Annotated in this window: 15 protein-coding genes; 10 read left to right on the plus strand and 5 right to left on the minus strand. The window is 55.5% G+C overall.

Annotated features, from left to right (window positions below):
* Positions 1-213: 213 nt before the first annotated feature.
* From HS1genome_RS09415 to HS1genome_RS09440, 6 genes are read left to right on the plus strand one after another with little or no spacing between them, the layout of a single operon-like run.
* Positions 214-489, plus strand: coding sequence for a hypothetical protein (locus tag HS1genome_RS09415; RefSeq protein ID WP_126450737.1), 276 nt, complete (start codon positions 214-216; stop codon positions 487-489).
* 4 nt (positions 490-493) lie between these two features.
* Positions 494-1528: an RAMP superfamily CRISPR-associated protein gene (locus HS1genome_RS09420; protein WP_126450739.1), complete on the plus strand. Its 1035-nt coding sequence runs from the start codon at positions 494-496 to the stop codon at positions 1526-1528.
* Between the two features lie 10 nt (positions 1529-1538).
* Entirely contained in the window at positions 1539-1925 is a 387-nt protein-coding gene (gene csx26 / locus HS1genome_RS09425; RefSeq protein WP_126450741.1) for a type III-G CRISPR-associated protein Csx26, read from the plus strand.
* The gene (locus HS1genome_RS09430) at positions 1922-2494 is read left to right on the plus strand and encodes a hypothetical protein (protein ID WP_126450743.1); all 573 of its coding nucleotides are present in this window, start codon (positions 1922-1924) and stop codon (positions 2492-2494) included. The genes csx26 and HS1genome_RS09430 overlap by 4 nt, the downstream gene beginning before the upstream one ends.
* A gap of 37 nt (positions 2495-2531) precedes the next feature.
* Positions 2532-5021 (plus strand): hypothetical protein, encoded by a 2490-nt coding sequence (locus tag HS1genome_RS09435; RefSeq protein WP_126450745.1) that lies wholly within the window; start codon positions 2532-2534, stop codon positions 5019-5021.
* Positions 5018-5704, plus strand: coding sequence for a hypothetical protein (locus HS1genome_RS09440; RefSeq protein WP_126450747.1), 687 nt, complete (start codon positions 5018-5020; stop codon positions 5702-5704). The genes HS1genome_RS09435 and HS1genome_RS09440 overlap by 4 nt, the downstream gene beginning before the upstream one ends.
* Before the next feature lie 2040 nt (positions 5705-7744).
* Here HS1genome_RS09440 and HS1genome_RS09450 read toward each other — a convergent pair.
* Entirely contained in the window at positions 7745-8011 is a 267-nt protein-coding gene (locus HS1genome_RS09450) for a hypothetical protein (protein WP_126450749.1), read from the minus strand.
* Positions 8012-8718: 707 nt separating this feature from the next.
* Here HS1genome_RS09450 and HS1genome_RS12110 point away from each other — a divergent pair.
* Positions 8719-8883, plus strand: a complete 165-nt coding sequence (locus HS1genome_RS12110) for a hypothetical protein (RefSeq protein WP_158613783.1) — start codon at positions 8719-8721, stop codon at positions 8881-8883.
* Between the two features lie 1298 nt (positions 8884-10181).
* Here HS1genome_RS12110 and HS1genome_RS09455 read toward each other — a convergent pair.
* The 3 genes from HS1genome_RS09455 to HS1genome_RS09460 all read right to left on the minus strand — a co-directional run bounded on the left by HS1genome_RS09455 (position 10182) and on the right by HS1genome_RS09460 (position 11805).
* Positions 10182-11012, minus strand: coding sequence for a coiled-coil domain-containing protein (locus HS1genome_RS09455; protein ID WP_126450750.1), 831 nt, complete (start codon positions 11010-11012; stop codon positions 10182-10184).
* A 257-nt stretch (positions 11013-11269) separates the two neighbouring features.
* Positions 11270-11437 (minus strand): hypothetical protein, encoded by a 168-nt coding sequence (locus HS1genome_RS12115; RefSeq protein WP_158613784.1) that lies wholly within the window; start codon positions 11435-11437, stop codon positions 11270-11272.
* A gap of 143 nt (positions 11438-11580) precedes the next feature.
* Positions 11581-11805, minus strand: coding sequence for an antitoxin VapB family protein (locus tag HS1genome_RS09460; RefSeq protein ID WP_229768148.1), 225 nt, complete (start codon positions 11803-11805; stop codon positions 11581-11583).
* A 597-nt stretch (positions 11806-12402) separates the two neighbouring features.
* On the opposite strand from HS1genome_RS09460, the gene HS1genome_RS09465 reads away from it, so the two are divergent.
* The 3 genes from HS1genome_RS09465 (at position 12403) to HS1genome_RS09475 (ending at position 18033) form a co-directional block, all read left to right on the plus strand.
* Complete coding sequence (locus HS1genome_RS09465; protein ID WP_126450754.1) at positions 12403-14097, plus strand: hypothetical protein; 1695 nt, start codon at positions 12403-12405, stop codon at positions 14095-14097.
* Positions 14094-16706, plus strand: coding sequence for an S-layer protein SlaA (slaA, locus tag HS1genome_RS09470; protein WP_126450755.1), 2613 nt, complete (start codon positions 14094-14096; stop codon positions 16704-16706). Before HS1genome_RS09465 ends, slaA begins: the two co-directional genes overlap by 4 nt.
* A 100-nt stretch (positions 16707-16806) precedes the next feature.
* Positions 16807-18033 (plus strand): HsdM family class I SAM-dependent methyltransferase, encoded by a 1227-nt coding sequence (locus HS1genome_RS09475; protein ID WP_126450757.1) that lies wholly within the window; start codon positions 16807-16809, stop codon positions 18031-18033.
* On the opposite strand, the gene HS1genome_RS09480 is transcribed toward HS1genome_RS09475, so the two are convergent.
* Positions 18013-19002: a hypothetical protein gene (locus tag HS1genome_RS09480; RefSeq protein WP_126450759.1), complete on the minus strand. Its 990-nt coding sequence runs from the start codon at positions 19000-19002 to the stop codon at positions 18013-18015. The two genes, HS1genome_RS09475 and HS1genome_RS09480, sit on opposite strands and share 21 nt — an antisense overlap.
* Positions 19003-19266 lie beyond the last annotated feature (264 nt).

The following is a 19266-nucleotide window of genomic DNA, read 5'->3' on the forward strand; positions in this document are numbered from 1 at the left end:
GAGATCTAGAACTGCGGACCGTCAAAGACCGAAGGTAATCGTCTCCCGTTAAAGCGACTGAATTTCCCCAAGCGCAACCTGTGGTAGTTTAGCGGCATCCTCCGAACGGAGGGGTCCCACCCGCTCGCTTCACTTCAGATCTTACCCCATAGTAGGAGTTCAAACAAGTAGGTAGTATAGAAATCTTTAAAAATTACTTCTAGATACCTATTTATGGCTGGGCGAAAACAACCTAAGGAGGTCTCGGAGGTCCTCAGGACGCTCGCCTTGGACCTCGACGGCGTCGGTCTCGCCATCTTCTCGGGAAAGAGTAAGCCAGTAAACGAGGTTAGGAAGGTGGTTAGGAGTCTCAGGACGTTGAGCGAGGAGGGAGTGGAACTTAAGGACGTGTTCGAGTATTTAGAAGAGGGCAGACTGGACTTGGAGAACGTCGAGAAGGCGAGCGAACTCCTACGCGAACGGGCTTACCTGCTCTCCAAAACGGGGTAAGACGATGAAGGTAGTTCCAATAGCCCTGATCACTAAGTCCCCCCTCAGGGTGGGTGGAAGTTCTGTCTACTTCGACTACGTCTCAGCTGACCTACCACAGTCCAAACTGGTGCTCAACCTAGAGGGGAGGTCGTACGCGATCCCTTACATACCCGCGACTTCGTTCAAGGGGGTCCTCAGGAGCCAGGTGGAACTGAACGAGAGGAGGTCGGCCGGCAGGTGGTGCGAGCCCGACCTCCAAAAGAGGGTGGGGGATCTAGCCGAGATGAGCAGAGAAGCGTGGGAACTACTTAAGAGGCTGTTGAACGAGGAGGTGGACGTCCTCTCTGGGGCTGGACTTCTCAAGACGGGGAAACTCACCGATAAGTCCCAGCTCCGGGAAGTTCTGGAGGCCTACTTGGACGTCACCGGTTGGAACGCGGCGGCGTCGTGTTACTCCACCTCCGACTTGGACAGGTGTGAGAACACGAGCGCCCTGGAGTCGCCGGAGAGGAGGGAACTGAGGGAGAAGTGGAACACGTTCACCGGTAGGAACGCGATCTGTCCCGTCTGCGCGCTTTACGGGACCGGGGGCCTGAGGTCGTCCGTCAGGTTCACTAACTTCTTTCCAATAGATCCCTTCCCCGTCATGCTCGACAGGATCTCCCACGTTTCCATAGATAGGAGGACGGGGGCGGCCGCGGAAAGTAAGTTGTTCAACGAGGAGGTAGTGTTTCCGAGGCAACTCTTCCTGGGTTTCGCCCTCCTTCTCAGGGACGAGTTGGAGACGAACTTCCTCTCCCACCTGAAACTGCTCAAGGACAAGGCAGCCTCCATGGAGGTGACTGTTGGAGCGAGGGGAAGTGCAGGGTACGGGGACTTCGAGTTGATGTACGGTAGCTTCGACGTGCAGCTCAGTGACTCCAGTCTCCTAGGGGGGCTCTCGGTGAGCTTCAAATCGAGCCAGCTTGTGCTGAAGGACCCAGATGAGTCGTTGAACAGACTGCGAGCGTTTTACCCGAGCTACCTCCTCAACGCGGTGGAGGTGAGGGGAAGTTAAGCTGACCACCGTGAGGAACCTGAACCTCGCGTTCGCGGACGAGGAACAACTGCTTCAGTTCCTCTGGCTAGTGAAGACTTACTTGAGGTGTGCGTACTCTCCCGACCCCGACGATAGGAGGGAGTGTTTCGGGTCGGCCAAGAAAGGACGAGCCCACATGTCCCGTGTCCTCTTCGTTCCGCAGGTCTCTCACAGAAATGGGGAGAATTACGTGTTGAAGTCATTGGCCTTCTACGTCATAGGGGAGTGTCCACGACTCGAAGGGGTCCTGGAAAACGAAAAGGGTCTCAAGGGGCTCTACGACGAGTTCGAGAAGGTGAAAGACAACTACCTAGCGGGTGAAAGTAAGTTGAAGGACTTTTACGCTCTCTTCCCCAACTGTGGGGGGTCGAAGTGAATCGCCTCACGTTCCTACTCACCCCAGTGACCCCCTTCACAGTGCAGAGATCGGACACCGGCCTTCACGTGACGGCCTCCTCCGTGAAGGGGTTGTTGAGGACGGCCTCTACCCTTGGGATGGACGAGTTACTGGGGCCTGGGCACTCTTGCGAGAGCCTATCCACGTCGTGCTCCCTTGAGCGGCGGCCTTCCACGCTGAAGTCCTGGCCCTGCCTCATCTGCAGGACTTACGGGTTCGAAGGAAGAAAGGGATCCGTTTTGAGGGTGAGGTACTTGGAGGGGAGGAGTTCCACCCTCCCTGGCGAGGATTACGAGTTCAAGTACAGGTTCCTGTACAGGAAAAACACATATCGTGTCCCGGTGTCGCGCAGCTCGATCGAGGTCACGGTGACGAGCGAGGACGTCTGTGCCCCAGTAGTAGTCGCGACAGGACTCCTCTACATCGATCAGGGGGTGGTGAGAATGGGGAAGTTCAGGTCCCGGGGACTTGGCATACTCAACGTCAAGTACAGAGAGGTCCCCAGGAAGTTAGGGGAGACAGGAGTCTCAAGGACGAAAGCAACTTGAGGGAACTCCTCACCCTCAAGTGCCTCGGGGGGAGAGGTTGAGGCTGAGGGACTTCGTGAAAGGGCTGGGTTACGACCCAGACGACCTCATCGTGGCGGATAGGCTCTCTCACCTGGTCGACTTTAAGAGGAGGAAGGAGTTCGTGGAGGCTCTCAGGACTGACGGTGACTTCCCGGAAGGGCTCGAGACGTCCGTAAACGGGCTAGCGTGTGACGACGGCGGGAAAGGACACGAGGACCTCCTCGCGAGGTACTTCTGCAGCAAGTTGAAGGAGCGTAGTGGGGAGGAGATCGCCAAACTGATCGCGGACTCCGTTCCCGTAGTCGTCTACCTGCACGACGTCTTCAAGGGAGTGTCGATGCAGGGTGGGGGAGAAGGGAGCGTCGCTAAGGCGCTCAAGAGAGCTTACGGAATTTACGACAGGGTGGCCAGTATAGCGGAGGAAGCCCCGGAACTCATACAGGTGAAGGAGAACCATAAGAAGGACAAATACCCGGCGAGCGTAGTATCGGCGATATTTCAGGATGTCAAGGAGTTGTTTCCCTCTAATGGGTTGAAGGATAAGTTGAAGGAGCTGAACAGGTGGGTGAGCACGAGGCTCCGCAGTGAGAAGCCGGCGCCCGCAGCTGAGGCACCCACGATAGACGAGACCACTGCTCTCAGCCTCCTGTACATGCCTCAGAGGAGCTGGTTCACCGGGAGCGACGTCCAGGTGATAGCACATATGAGGGGGGCCCTCTACGTCTATTTGTTGAAGGGAGGAGCGAAGCTCATCAGGTTGAAGAACCCCTTCTTTGATCCGACGACGCTCAAGGACATCAGAGGTGCGACGGAGATCCTCAAGGTCTTCTCCTTTCACCTGAGCCGCGAAGTGTTCAGCCGCATGCGGGTTAGGGAAGACCTCCTCGAGGACGTTTACGCTCTGAGGAACAAGCGTCCGGAGTTGGCCACACCCTTCGTGTTCTACACTACCCTGGAGAGCCTGTACCTCCTCCTTCCAGGGGAGGTGGAGGTGGAAACTCTCGTGGAGAAGGCCTTGGACGATACCCTTAGGGAGGTGCTGGAACCTTTCGCGGAGGGAGGTGAGGAGGACAACGAGGAGGAAGTTGAGGTCTCGTACGAGGTGTTGGGGGAGATGAAGCTCGACCTCTCCCAAACGACCGTGTGTGAGGCGGCTAAACAGGTCAACGAATTCTTCGGGAGAGTCGACGTACCGGAACGAAGCTTCGCTTTCACCGTATCCTACGAACCTGTCCTGAGGACGTCCAGGGAACTCTGCGATAAGTGCAAGGTGAGGTACGCCATAGAAGAGGATGTGCTCAGTGAGCTTGACTGGTTACACGTGAGGGGACAACTCCTCGGAAGGAAGGAGAGGTTGTGTAACGTCTGCCTCGCCGTGAGGTTGGCGTGGGTGAGATCGGGTGAGTCCACGGGGAGGAGCCTAGACGAACTCGGGGAAGACGTAGTGACGTTGGTTATGAAGATCGACCCCCACGTCCCTAAAGGGGCGAAGGTGGACTTCGCTAGATCAGTGGAGGCGAAGGTGGCTGAGGAGGCTAGCTCTATCGCCAAGGAGCTCTCCGAGCTGGTCGACGGGTGGACATCGGAGTGGGAGCGGAGGACTAAGAGCGAAACAAGCGAGAGGTTTAAACTGGGTACCCTGTCACCTGGGGAATTCCTCCACCAACTCAAGGCGACTCTAGGAGGGGAGGCGTCGGAAAGGGACGTGGACGAGTTAGCGAAAGTCGTCGACTGTAGAAAGAATGTATGGGATCGAACGAAGCTGGCGTTCGCGCTCTACGGACTGAAGACCATCAGGAGACTGGACGCGTGGGGTGGAGAAGAAGTGGGTGAATTGTTGGGAAAGGTACTTAATCTCTACAAGCAGCTGAACCAGTCGCGCCGAACGACGGAAGGTTCCAAAGTGCCTTGGTTCGAGGAATTGGTTCGCATGATTTGTGATAAGGTCGAGACGGAACTCCGAGTGCAGGACTCGGTGGACAGGAGGTTGGCCCAAATGGTGGAGTTCTACCTTCTATCTACGGACTTGGTGAATAGGCTTGGAAAGTCGATCGATAGAGCAGACTGGATGGTCTTGGTTCCGCCATCTGTCTTCAGCAGTGTGACGGTACTCGCAGTGAGGCACGCCGCGATAAGGAAGTTACTCGAGGCCCTAACTCCCTTGAGGTTAGACCCCCTCCTCGAGTACGATAAGCCTCCCATTGTGACTTTCCTCGTTAGGATGAGGCCGGAGGTTCCTATCAGGAACGTGTGGAACTTGGTGAGTGGAGGAGGAATCCCGTACTGCAGGGGGTGCGCGATCGCCCTGCTTCCGCTTTACGTGGGGAGGGGAGTTATGGGCGTCCGGGAGCGGGTGCTCCTCTCGGAATGGACGGAAGACTCCATTCGAGATGCACTAAAGATAGTAGACGAGCTGTCCGAGGAGCACTACCTAGTGCGGAGTAGGTTTAGGACCGAACCCGAGTTGGACGGAGCGGTACTAGCCACGGGGAGGTTGTTGAAGTGAGGTACCTTAAGGTCAAGCTGAGGGTCTACTACGGAGGGAGGACGGAGTCCTTGCCCTCCACTACGTTGGGAGGTGCACTGACTTACTACTCGATCTTCGACAATAAGCCGTCCTTGAACGGTGGGTTCGGCTTCTCGGACTTCTTTCTCATAGAGGGAAGCCCCTACTACGTGACCAGGAACGCGGTCAACAGGTTGACGGCCCAGTCCTTCCCTCACCACTCTTCGGTGAAGTTAACTAGGGACTCAGCCTACGGGCTCTACGAGGGGTGTGTCGTGGGAGACCTCAAAGAGGGAAGGCAGGCGCTGAAGGGACTGATTCTCCTTAACTTCTCGGAAGTTCAGGAAGTCTCTGAGGAAGTGGGAGGGGGTCCGTTCTACGCGCTCTCGCTGCCCGTCTCCACGATGGAGGAGGCGTCGGCTTTCGGGGAAGTGGTGAGGGTGAGGTTCCTGAAGTTCCACGGTTTCAACAGCGAACTGTGTACGAGGCACCCTATCTACGTGCTGGACGGTGGGAAATTGAGGGAGATCAGGAAGAGCAGAGTCACATTGGTCGACGTTAAGTTGAACGGGGACTTCGACTTCAACGTCTTGCCCATCGAACAGATCACCGACCCCCTGGCGAAACTTTACGTAAGCACTTCCCACGGCGTGGTAGTACCACGTCAGTGCTACGTCCCCTAAGTTACGAATGAGGATAGCGATAGGTGAGCGATCTAGGGACGTAACCCTTTTTCACTGTGAGAATCGGATGGATCCCCGAGGTGCGGACTCGAAGGGCAGTCCACTTGGGTCGATTCACGTCGTTATGGTGGGCACGGAGGTGCGACCTGGAACCCTAAACCCTCCGAACGTCTGAGTTGGGCGCCCCGACCTCCATTAAGTCTAGTTTAGTTGGCGGTCTACCAGGTGAAGAGTTGCGTAGCCTGTGACGTCAGTGGTTGGCAGACGGGTCGTCACTCGAGACAACTTCAGATGGACGTACTCACTCAGTTCGCTCACGTGACGTACCCTGAGCTCGCGTAAGGAAAGGAGTGACTTCCTCCCCGTCAATTGGTCACTACACCTCTGGTCTAAGGTGAATGTGGAGAGTGTCTATGAACACCTTGTGAGTGGATCCCTAGCGCTTTAGGAAGAGCCTGCCCAGGGAGCACCTCACTGAGATCGACTAGGACAACGACTTCACGACCGTCCTCGTAACCGCGGTGTCACCTGAACCAACGATAGAAACGTATCTTTGCCGCGTTTAGGGCATGTCAGGGACGTGCACTCGGGCTCCTTCGGAGACCTAGCCGGTCCAAGGACTTCCACCTCGTAACGGCGACCAGCAGCCCGTGAACACACCCAATGCTCTACATCCTGCCTCCTCACGCCAAATGCGAGTCGCCGTAGCTCGTTTCTGGCCAGTCTCCCTCTCGAGGAAGTAGTCACAGAAGGGGACAGTACATGTAGCACCGACTTCAACCGAGCCTTCAGCGTTAGGGTGAGCCCTGAAACCCCAGTAGTCATCGAGAGTTTTTCCCAACGCTTCATGTCAAAAAGTTCCTACAAGGGGAACCATTGGTCCTAAAAAGGGTACGCCCTTTTCTCCCCTACCGTGAGCCCGCCCTCGTACCCGGCCAGCACGGTCGCAAACTCCTCCAGTCTCCTCTCAGAATGTGAAGGTCCTACTTACCACCAAACAGTACCCCTGCATTAGGGAAGGAGCTGCTTGGACGGGCCTCTCGGGGTAAGGGAGGTAAGTTCGAACTGCTCTAAAGCCGTAACATCGGAGGGACCCTAATCCCCCTGGGAGTACACGGGTGAGTGATCTCTGCTCGTTAAGGCTTGAGGGGTGGAGCTCTGAAGTACCTCGCTCTAACCTCTTCCCTCCCCACTTGATAATACTAATTTAGTATTACAGTAACCGGGAAAACTCGTCTCCTCTCCCCACTTCCGCACATAATTCAGTCTTTTTTACCTATTCTATTGAAATTAAACTAATCTCTCCAACTCAAGCAGAGACACACGCGTGTTTAAGAAATTTCTTCCCCGTAAGTAAAATTGGTGGCGTAACACTGCGTTATCAAGTACAAAACTTCATAACAGTCGATTGTTTCCTGCTGGGGAATAACGTAATAATCCTCTCGCCACACGTCTGGGTGAAAAGTATGACAAGATATAAGTCGTTGAGGCTGAGTTTTTCGCAATAACTTTCTTCATTATTAAACTTTTTAGTAAATGTTTTCTCATTATTACAGAATTTATCAATGACTCTCCTCATTTCACCTATTATTTCTACCCCGTAAATTCCAACTCTTGTTCCCTAAGTCTTAGCCTCTCTTCAGTGTGTTTAGTGAATAAGCATTTAATACGAAACCACCGTCGATATGATTACGCACGGTGAGCCGAAAGAATCTCCGTATTCGGGATAAATTGAGATGTTCGTAACGTTTATTAGAATATCGAAAACTCTCTCATTCACTTTCACAGCAATCTTTGGTTCGTCTAAAACTTCGATTTTCCTTATCTTCGCCGACCTAGAATTCGCGGTGTTACTGGAACAGATCGGGCCAAACCTGGGCTTATCCGTATTTACGGATGGAACGCTCTGGACTACGAAGGAAAACTTATCGTCCCTCTTGAAAATTTTTAATATGGTGAAGAATCAACTCGATGTTCTCTTCCTCGGTCTCTACCTTGTACTTACCTTCGTGAATGTCCTGTAAGGTGTAATCTAGGACTTCACTCATTCTTGATCCTCTTTACTCCCTCTTTCAGATCGGGGTCTAGGGGCTCTATGGAAATGTACGACACTCTTCCCCTATCGTCGATTCCTATAGTCACGAACGCTTCCCCTTCTAAACTTCTCTCCACACCCCTTTGAAACTCCACAATGAGGTTGCCGAATTCGCCGTCCACTAGTACCTGGAAGGAAGTGGTAGGAAAGGGAGAGGACGGATAGTTAGAGGAAACCTGAAGTCCAGACCTACTGTACTCCCATTCTTCCATGATGTAGCTGGTTCCCTTCAGAGTATTAAATCTTTCACGAATTTTCAACGACTGAGACTTCAATGCAGGGAACACTCGAGTGTACCCGGAGACGCCGATTTGTCGACAGTCCAGGTGCCTTCGCCCGTTCTTCGACAACTCCAAACGACCGGTGAAGTGCGCGTTCTATGCCAATTCCAGCGCACGCCCTTAAGTCCCACCCCTGGTGCGGACGTCCCCTCCACATGGATCCCCGTCCTGGAGGCGCTCCCACTCACTCGAGGCGCCGCGTAGGAGAGTGGTTAGACTTCCTCGACTTCAGGGCGTTCGCGTGTGATTTTGTGGTCCCTCGTCCATACAGCAGGTCTTAAAGTCCAAGGGAGTACGACCAACGTGACGATGGACGAAGCAATTTCTGTCGAAGGCAGTTAGAGATCCGGGTTTTAGGAACGTCTTCTTCACGCTCTTCCAGGAGAGGTCGGGTACCCCAAACGGCCACTTCCTAGGGACCGAGGAATACATCGAGCTGTTCGAGGAAGTACTTGGGGAAATGAGGGAGATAACCGGGCGTTCGAGGTATTTGAGACGGCCTAGCGGACTTTTGACCAGGTGTCCTCCGACAAACTGAGGGAAACATCCCGGAGTTAGTAGAGTAGAAAAGAAAAGCGGAACACGTTGGGAGGCCTCGAAGTCGTCCTTCGAGGAGGTCGTCGAGGCTCTCGGCTCGCTTGAGGGAGTCCTACGGTCAGTTGAGCGTTCCTGGAGGCAAGACCGTTTACGGGCAGACTAGTCCCGACCTAGACACAGCTGAACTACTCGTTACAATCGACGACGCGGGAGAAAAAGGGTTCTTCCTCGCCTTAGCCGAAACTGGGCTGAGGCGCCGCCCCTGAAGGAGCGGACCTGAAACACAGGGTCGTCCGTGAGATGTGTCAATCGAAGGGAGCTTACGTTAGTTTTCTTCGCGAAGAGACTTCAAAGTGGTCGAAGGAGGCGTACTCACCTTACCTTAGAGACTTCGTAAGGGGATAGGAGGAAGGTTTGAGGAGATCGACCGGAGCTAACTCAGACCAGCGGATAGACCCATATTGGAGGGGGATACTGTTTACTCTCAGAGACGATTCCTTACGTCTTGACATTAAGGAAGGAACGAAGAGGGTTCCAGGTGGTTTCGCTTCTAGGCCTACGTTAATTGTCCTTTCCCTACGCGATTAGGGGGGTTTCGACGATTGTAGTAGGCTTGCCTCAAGGGCTTGTCGCTCCCAAACGGTTCGCGGTATTACGAAACCATCAAATTGCGGGAGGAAAATTAGGGAATTTGTCCTCAACCACCATGAGATCGTAATCGCGTATATTTGGTTGTTCCCTCTAGCCCTGGAACCTAACGACATTACAGTGTAGCTCTCACAGCTCAAACAGTACACTTAGTCGTTCAATTGTCCCTCTTCCTCCTTGCCGATTTCGGGGGAAACGTGAAAGTGGATCCTCGCCCTTCAGGGCAGGGACGCCGATTTAAATATTTTTATGCAAAACTAATTCGATGAGTAGGAGGGCGAAGCGATGAGAGCTACTTCGATGGAGATCCCCCTCCTAGACCTCGACAACAACTATAAACATAGATCCTGAGGTCTCTACTATCTCACTTCGACGGTTTACAGGTAGATCCTCATTGGAGAGTGGACTGAAGACCGTACGGGAGAGGGCAAAGTAGTTCATAAGGGGGAGCAACTTTGAACGCTGAGGTCTACATGTAGCTGTAGACTCGAAGGTCCTCACGACGTGTTCACGTTCCCGACTAACGACTCTAGTGGGCCGATTCGAGCCGCTTACGTGCGCGTTTCGTACTGAAACGAAGGGGGGTCTAGGAAAGTGTACCTCGGCCCCGGACTGTGACGAGCGAATTGAGGCTATTCAGGGCGGTGAATTTAGGGCAAAGTGCTCAGGGAAGACACTGACGTCGAGCGAAAGTGCCACAGTCTTAAGAGTCCACACTTCGTTTCAGTACGATCGCGACTGAGGGTGGAGACTCGTCCGCGGCACGTAGATCGCGCGACCGCTCGACGGCCTAGAGCTCTCGTCTCCACCGTTCCCACCTTTTTCGCACGGCCCACGCCGGTGTGGAAATTTCGTCGACGAAATTCCACGTAAATCGGTACGAGAAAAGTCCTGTCGATGTGGGAAGGGATTCGGCTCACCTCCTGGTTCTTATCACGTGTCCGGCGATCACTGTGATACCCTCCTTCCTGGCCTGTCTCCTGATCGCTTCCTCGATCGAGTTGGACACGAGGAAGAGCTTCACCTCCTTGGGCGTCTGGGAGCCCAGGACCTTCCTCCTGATCAGGAGCTGCTCTATGGCCCCCTCGTCGGCCAAGTTCTTCACCTCGAAGACGTAAACGTAGTCGTCGGTCTCGTAGAAGTCCACCTCGTACTTTCTGCCCTTCTCTATCACCCCCGCAATGTCCTCGACGACGCCGTGCTTCACGTTGGACGGATCCACCCCGTGGAGCTTTAGGGCCTCCCGGTAGAGCTCCATGATCGTTTTCTGGGCGTGTATTCCGGCCCTGGAGGTGAAGCTGTCTATTGAGACCTTGAGCTGTTTGAAGGAGAAGACCAACTCCTCTATCACTTTGGAGTGGCGCTCTATCACCTTCGAGTGTTCCTCCACGGCCCTCTGGAGGCCCTGGATAGCCTCTGAGTGTTGTTGTATCACCTTCGAGTGTTCCTCCAGGACCTTCGAGTGTTCCTCCACGGCCCTCTGGAGGCCCTGGATAGCCTCTGAGTGCCTGGCCTCCTCCCTCTGCAGCTCTAGTATGGCCTTGTCGTTTTCCTCCAACCTCTCCCAAACCAACTTGATCTGGTCGCTGTTGTCCTGCACTGCCTTAACGAGGGAGTTCACAGCCCTCTGAAGCTCGTCTACCTTCGACACAATCAAGTCCGCCCTGACCCTCTCCTCCACGGCACTAACTATGGTGTTGAGGAGCCTCTGGTCCTTCAGTATCCTCTCGACCACGTCCTCGCCCACGCTAGCTCACACCTGATCTTCCTCATCTAGTTTATTAAAAGGTGCTGAGGTGACGCTAAACTTCCCTCTGGGGAGTGGAAATCGAACTGTGCGTCAAGTGCCGTGTGGGCGCGTTGCCTGGACGCGTCGTGCTTCACCTCCATCCCTCACTCCCGTTCCTTCGCCTCCACGGAGTCCGTCAACCCGCGGTGGGGGCACTCGAACTGTGAACTTTTCCCCGGCCCCGTCGTTAAGGGGTTGCCCAATCACGGCCCCACTTAGAGTGACTCCACATGGATGTAGTCCTTCGCAGGCGTGAAGTCCTTGTCTCTCGTGAGCGGTCTCTTCCCACGCGTCCTCGCCGTTGAGGCCATCACCGGGTCCGAGACGAGCCTCCCCTTCCTCTTGAGTTCGTAGTACGAGTCGTCGTACTCCCCTGCCGCCACCTCGTTCGCAGGACGAACTACCTACGCTCCTATAGCCCTCGTAGTTCCTCCATCCTCTCCGGCGGCCCGAGGACCTCCGCGACTGAGGGCGAGTCGCAGACACGGTACACCTTTGAGTACCTCCATCACGACGGAGGTGTCTATTAAGGTCGCAGTTTGAACTCCTCGTGCACTTCCCTCTGGCCCTCCTCTAGGGCCTTAGAGTCCTCCTCGCTCAGGACCTCTCTGAGCATCCTGAGTACCTCCTCCGAGCTCCTCTCCTCCTCGAGTAAAGTTAGGAGGAACTCGTCCCAGCTCCTATCGCCCTTCTCTCTCTCCAGTTTCCGTTTGGTGTCCTCGGAGACCGAGATCTTAGATACCTTAACCATAATTAATATTATGACAAGGTGTATATAAACCTTCCAACCGTTCAGCCGCTTTCGACGTTTTAGTGAATCGTTGAGCGAGCCGGGTTGGATGCCAACGTCGTGGAGGGCGATCGAGTGCGTGGACGAGTAGTCGAGGGAGTTCCGCGGCGAACTCCACTATCGCGGAGTTCAACGTCGGATAGGTGAGGAAGCGTGGTCCACCCGAGCACGTCCCTACCTCCCGTTCCCCTCCTGAGTCCGGAGACGAGGGAAGTCGCCCGCAGAGACTTCCGGTGTCGTTAGCGCAGTTCCCAGAAGCACCGTAACCTAGTCGCGGCCGCGAACTCGAAAGGGATCTCGAACCGTGACCGCCCTTCGTACGACGGATGTGACCCCAGTGAGGGGCACCGACGTTGGGGAGGTCAGGATGCCGGTAGAAAAGTATAGACAATTCACTAGAAAAGTTATATAAAATTGTCCTTCAATGTTAAACAACCTTTTTATAGCTCTCCCCTTTCTCAGGTTCTCAATGAAGAGTGAAGAGCCGTGAGAGGAGGGGGGCGTTACTCCGAGCCTCTCGGCAATGTCATTCTAACCCTTTTCCTGTTAAGTTCAGTTGTGGGGTTACCGGCTGGTGCACAGACCTCCCAACTTAACGGCGGATCGTCCATATCGTCTAACGTGCAGTACCTCTCCCCGGGACAGGTGGTCTTGGTCGCCGTGACCGACCCGGGACTTGTGAACGCGTTCGGTGTTGAGACGAACGGGGTGGTGAACGCGACGGGGTTGAGGGACGCCGCAGAGTACGTGCTTAACAACACGTACGTGAGCTGGAGGACCGCATCGGAGTCCCTTTTTCAAGTCCTTACAGCCGCGGGAGGGACGAACCCCTCCAACTACGTCACCTTCGTGAAGGGAACCGACACCTTCTGGATCTTCTTGACTAACACGAGCGAGGAGGGAAGGGTAGAGACGGTGAACGGAAAGGACTTGACCGTCACCGTGAGCGCCTACTGCACCATCCTAGTCCTCTTCACGAACACCTCCTCCGCCACGTTCACGAACCCGAACCTGAAGTTAAACGGTTCGGGGAACCTGGTCTACGTGTTACCCTCGGTGGAGCCTGTGTTGTACCAGGGCTCCACTCCTCTGCGAGGTGGGAGCGAGGTGGGGGTGTTCGACCTTAACGACGTAATAAACGGCAGCCCCCAAGTCAACTTGACTTACGTCAGTACTAGCGGCCCTGTATCGACGACCCTCTACTACTTCACGTCCGAGCACGTGGGGGTGTCCTCCTCCCAAGTCACTGTTCCACTCAACTCCACTTGGACGGCAACAGTCTACGACCAGGGAGCCCTCGTCGACCCGTTGAGGGGGACCACCTTCACTTACACGGTCAACGCCACCACGGACACGGAAGTGAACCCGTTCGGGGAGAGGATAGCCTACTACGGCATACCCTACTCGGAGCAGGAGGTGCTAGTCAACACCTCCGCCTCGATCCCCCTCCCTCCCTCTTACTACTCGGCATTGGGACTGAGCCCTACCCTGCAGGTGTACAACGGCACTTTCACGGTCTACTTGGACTCCGTCCCGACGGACCCTTCGTACTCGGGCAGGATAGGTACGGGGTACCAGGACAGGCTGGCTTCGAAGGTGAACGCCTCGCAATACGACGAACTGATATCCGTTCACCTCTTCCAACAGTTGACTCCAATCTACGTCAATCTCTCTGACGCCCTCGGGATGCAGTCGTCGTTGAATTTAACTGGGGTGATCAGTCCAACGACTGTTACGGAGACCCCAGTGAGTACGACCCACTCGGGCGACATCGCGGTGAAGGCGTTCGACAACGTGTCCAACTTCAGTGCAGCGTTGAATTTACCCGTTAACGTTAGCGTGACCTTGGGGGGAACAACCATCGCCTCGAAGGTCGTTTACCTGTCGGAGGACGGGATCGGATCTTTCCAAGCCCCAGTGAACGTGACCTTGGGGCCCACCAGCGTCACCCAGGTGGGGGAGTACGTGCTGATCACGTTGACGCCCTCCGAGCTCAGGCAGGTGGATATAGAGGCCACAGTCGCCACGGACTACGGGAACGTCCTCTACGGCTTCAACTCGGGCACCGTGAGTTACGCGGAGGGGGTGACGGTGCGGCCCTCTTCACTCGTCCCCTTGCTACCGTCGGCTCCGTCCATCCCCAACGCGACCAAATACATAGTGGTGTCAGTCCCCAACAACACCACTAACTACACCGTGATGTACGTGGAGCCGAACCTCCCCCCAACCTCGTTGGTGGGTTCACCCAATTGATAATTAAAGGGGACCAGTTAATCTACAACGGAATGGAGGTGGCCACGTTCGTGGTGGTGGTGTCGATCCCCGGAAGGCAGAGTTTGACCCTAAACCTGAACCAACTGGGTTACAGGGAATACCTATCGTACAACGACACCTTCACTGTTCCGGTGACGAATTCCCAGCTCAACTCGTCCACCTTACCTCCCGGCACGACCATCCAGTTCGAGGTGAACGACCTGTTAAGCCCAGCCCCTAACGTTACCTACGTCCTCACCGCACCTCCCGTTAAGCCACCCCCCGTTGAGAAGGTGTCGTCGTTGGAGACTCTCCTCGAGGCCCCCACTAATCGCACCTTCTCCTCATCGGTTACGGCCTACTTACCGTCCACTTCGGGAACCTTCGACCAGCACACCTTACTCGTTTACGTGCGGGACGAGGCCCTCGCCTCGAAATACCCTTCAACTTCCCTCAACCCAACGGCCTACCTTTACCTCAAACTAGCTGACGGTTCCTACTACCAGTTCCTGAAGGGGGTGGACTTCGCCCTCCTGACTCTGAATGAGACCTACCCCGACTCGGGTAACTTCACGGGGTCGATCGACTACTACCTCAGCGGAGGGTACGTGGTGCTCGACGGCCACTACGTGCCTGCTGACGAAATGGTCGGCGCCCAGCTGACCGTTTCCTACTCCTCCCTGGCTTCCCTGAACTCGTCCAACGCCACGGTGACGTTTGAGGGAGCCAACATGTCGGTGAACGTCAGCTCCTCGGACGCCTCGCCCGGGGCGCCGGTGAACGTCACCTTGTACGCCCCAGGGCTAGTGAAGTCGAGCTACGAGACCTTGAACTCCTCCGACGTGCTGTTCGTCGACTTCGTCGCGTGGAACGGTGGTCCCTTCCCGGCGATCGTGGAAGGCTATAACTTGTCACTCGTTGAGGAGTCTGCGGGAAGTCCGTACTTCTTGGCTAGGGTCTACCTAGGAAACGCTTCGGCCGCGGACTTGGTGGGGGACAACTCCCTCACTGCTCACCTCGGTATTTTCAGGGGTGCCCCGGGGAGTCCCAGTTTCTCGCCCATGCCCACGTTAACTGTAGCCCCCGGTAGTACGGTGATGTTCTACTCCCTGGACCAGGTGAGCGACCTGAGTTCCTCCTCAGGCGTAGTGCCTGTAAACTTCTACACGACGGTGCGAGTAAAAGACGTCACCCCTACGGTTAAAATACTGAACTCCGACCCATCCACTCCCTACGACGTCCTAAGCATTTCACTGAACTATTCGGTACTATCGCTTTTAGATCTCAAACCGGTACTCTCTAACTCACCGTGTGCCCCTACGTCTGGTGCCCCTACGTCTGGTTTCGTCGCCTCGGGTTACGTGAAGGCCTCAGTGTCGGGAGAAACGATCAACTTGTGTTTTGTCCCTCGCGTCTCCCTTAATTTACCAGGTGGCGGAGGTGGAACGGCGGAGCCTGGCTCCATCTACTATTTGAGCTTGCCCATGACCCTCTGGAACGGGACACCTAACTCGTACAGCCCAGCGGGACTGAACGTGAACGCTACGGACTCGGTGAGCGTGACTGTCGTGGAATATCAGTTTACGAACAAGGTCTCGCCCTCCGGTGGAATCACTGACCTTCAGAGATCGGATGAATTGTTGAATGGAGCCTCAGTCAACGTGAGCGCTTTCATCTCGCCCGTGGTGGAGGAGTTCTGGTCAACTCAGAACCTAACCGACTCCCTGAATAACACGGTACCAATACCTCAACATCCTCAATGTTCCGAAAACGTTAACGTAACTGTTTGGGCTCCCGAGGCAGTGAACAACCCCAACTTGCCCGACCACGGTAGGTCGTTCAACGTAACTGTGACCAACAACTATACCAACATCTACACTATTCAGTCTTCGCCTAGCATCGTCACTTGTGGGTATTCGACTAAGGTTTTGACCCTCTACGAGATAGGAAATAGTGACTATTACACTGCGAACCTCGTTGTTTTACCTTATTCTTTTCCTGGAGGCTCTCCTCCTAATACACCACCTGGAGAGTTACCTGTGTTTATTGATTCTATAAACAGGGTATCAGTGAAAGCGGACATTGTGGTCGGCGAGATACCCCACTTAGTAGTACTCTACTATTTTCCTCTTCTTGAGAACTCAACCATTTTCGCAAACGGTAGTAGCTTCTTCTACGTCGGGAGTCTCCCCGACCCGAGCGTGACCTCGATCAGCATAAAAGGCCAGCAATCGAACAATGTGTTGACGGTGGGAAACACCTACAGCGTAAACATTGAAGTGACCAACTTAGGGACTGGTACTGGCCCTGTAAACATCATAACGGAGATCCAGTATAACCACGTCACGATCACTTCACCCGAGACATCTGCCTCCACCCTATATAGTAAACAGACCATAACCATAACTATGACGTTCACGCCCTCAATTTCAGGGACATACACGGTAACGACCATTTTCTACCAGAACCAGGAGCTATCGGAACCCTACCCGATTTCACCAATCTTTACCATTTCGATCAACGCTGTAGGAAGTGGAGGGGCAGGAGCGACCTTCGTTTCCAACCGACCGGTGATGTACCAAGATGGCCTCTTGGGGGTAGACCGTTAGAGTTCGGTAGGGGAAGAGGAGTGGGCCCTTAGGAAATACCACCTCGGCGACACTAAAGCTTAAACCTGACGCGTCAAAGAAGAGTGCTGGTGTTGGCGTCTTGGGGTCGGAGAGGACGTTGCTGGAGGAGTTCAGTGAGGTGACCTTGAGGTACCTAAGGGAGGCCGACTTGAGGCACAGGAAGTCGCTGGGCCAGTTCTTCACTCCCAGACACCTCAGGGAGGAGGTGCTAAGTCACATACCTCGGTTGACGAGACCACGAGTGCTGGACCCGGCGTGTGGCACGGGGGAGTTCCTCGCATCCGCGAGGGAGCACTTCGTCGACCCGGAGCTCCACTGTTGGGAGGTGGACTCGAAGCTGGCTCAGCTGGCCAGGGAGCTGGTCCCCGAGGCCAGGGTAGAGGTGGTGGACAGCCTCTCTAGGCCTTTCCGGGAGGAATTCGACGTGGTGCTTGGGAACCCCCCTTACTTCCAGGTTCCCAGGGCCCCCCTGGACCCCAGGTACGCCGGAGTGACGAGTGGCAGGCCAAACGTGTACGCGCTCTTCATCTACCTGGGCCTCAGGCTCCTCAGGAGGGACGGTTACCTCGGCTTCGTTGTGTCCTCCTCCATGAACAACGGCGCGTACTTCTCGGGACTCAGGAGGTACTTGGTGGAGAACTCTGAGGTGGTGTACCTGAGGACGTTGCCGGACTCGAAGGCCTTCGTGGACGCAAACCACACGTTCCAGGTGCTCGTCCTCAGGAAGGGCTCGCCCTCGACCGAGAGGTACGTGTTCAGGAAGGGAGGGAGGGTGATACTGACGGAGAGGGCGGAGGAGCTCAGGAAGGCGTGGGAGGGCGCCTCAAGCCTTAGGGAGGCTGGGTACTCCGTCAGGACAGGTAAGGTGGTGTGGAACCAGGTGAGGGACAGGCTGACCGACGATCCGTCGAAGGGAGTCCTCTTGGTCTGGGCAACCAACATAGGAGAGGGGGAGCTCAGGTTGCACAACACCTCTAGGCCGCAGTACGTGAGGTGGGGAGAACCAGACAAGGGGCCCGCGATAGTGGTGAACAGGGTGGTGGGACATCCCAGCAGGCCCAGGTTGAGGGCCGCCGTCATTGAAGGCGAGTTCGTGGCGGAGAACCACGTTAACGTGGTGTACCCTCCTTCTGGGACGTCGATGGAGGAGCTCAAGGAGCTCGCAGGACAGCTCAACGATCCCGACACAGCCAAGTACGTGTCGATGGTGACGGGAAACACCCAGGTGTCGGCGAGGGAGCTGGAGGAACTCGTGCCGGTGAGGCTTAAAAGGCGTGGGGCTACGCTAGAGTCTTTCCTGAGTTAGGAGGAACTCCTCGTCGAACACGTTGAGACACGGTGTCTTAATTCCCTGGAACAGGTTCTTCCAGTGCAGGACCACCCTCAGGACGGGCACCTCCCTTCCTCGGTCGACGAACCCCAGCGCCACGTTCGTCTCGCCGTCGCGGAAGAGGACTCGCATTTCCCTGCCCAATAGGTCGAGCACCTTCTCAGAGAGGTTCTCACTGACCACCTTCTCCGTACCCTTGTAGGCGTAGTAGACCCTGTAGTTCCTCAGGGCCCCGATCAATTGGTCGAAGTTCCTCCAGGCGATCCCCATGGCCCTGCGAGAGTGGTAGCCCGCGAGGATCGCCACTGTGAACTTCCTCACGTTCTCCGGCACCTGTCTTCTACCCCTCAAGTAGGAGAGGTACTGGAGCTTCACCTCCCTGTCGAACTCCACCACCTCGTTCACCACCTCCGCCGCCCGTTGAGCTCCACCGTGCAGGCGTCTGGCGGCCTTCTCGACGCTCTCTCCCGGAAGCGGGCCGACGAGCTCCTTCAGTTGGGAGGCCATGCAGACCAACCTTTGGGAGGTACTTCCGTCGCACCTGGATGGGTAGCTGCCGTAGCTCTCAAGGATCTGGAGGACCCTCTCCTGGTGCCCCCTCGTCCCCCTGAAGGCGCTCCAGCTAAGCGTCCCCTCCTCGAAGAGGCCCCACTCTGTGAGGGAGTCTTGTCCCAAGTTCGCCCTCGTTCCCTTCCCTGAGGACACCACCTTTATCTCCAGAAAGGCGTGAGCGCCGTCGTTGAGGGTCAACCTGACGTCTCCAGGCTCCGCGTACCTGTTCCCTATGTGTTCCGCCCCAGACACGTCTGGGTAATCCTCCCTCACCTTCTCGTAGATCGACCGAGCGATCCTAGTTAGGTCGTCTTCCTCTACCATTTCCCCCCTCAGGAGGGAGACGACCCTCCTCTCCACCTTCTCCGCGTCCCCCCTCTCGTATTTGCCCACCGTGAAAGGGGTGTTCAACCCCCTTTTAAGTTCTCTCGATCGACGACTCTCACGGTGTCCCGGCGTGAGGGCCCGCGCTCTAAAGGTGGGCGTTCTCGGGGTGGGCACTTTCGGGCCGGAAATCGCGGTGGTGAGGGATCCTCCGCTCGCGTCCTCTTCGCGTGATCTAGGCAACAATCGTTCGTACCCTCAAATGTCCGCTGGACGGTAGAGATCGCACACCAATTCTTCGAGCCCCACCACTTACGAAGTCCCAACACCATT

The sequence above is a fragment of the Sulfodiicoccus acidiphilus genome (assembly GCF_003967175.1).
Taxonomy (GTDB): Archaea; Thermoproteota; Thermoprotei_A; order Sulfolobales; family Sulfolobaceae; genus Sulfodiicoccus; species Sulfodiicoccus acidiphilus.

What these genes read in the sequence shown, in the direction of transcription:
- HS1genome_RS09420 (WP_126450739.1), top strand. Translation starts at nt 494, where the DNA reads ATGAAGGTAGTTCCAATAGCCCTGATCACTAAGTCCCCCCTCAGGGTG.
- HS1genome_RS09415 (WP_126450737.1), top strand. Translation starts at nt 214, where the DNA reads ATGGCTGGGCGAAAACAACCTAAGGAGGTCTCGGAGGTCCTCAGGACG.
- HS1genome_RS09450 (WP_126450749.1), bottom strand. Translation starts at nt 8,011, where the DNA reads ATGGAAGAATGGGAGTACAGTAGGTCTGGACTTCAGGTTTCCTCTAAC.
- HS1genome_RS09460 (WP_229768148.1), bottom strand. Translation starts at nt 11,805, where the DNA reads ATGGTTAAGGTATCTAAGATCTCGGTCTCCGAGGACACCAAACGGAAA.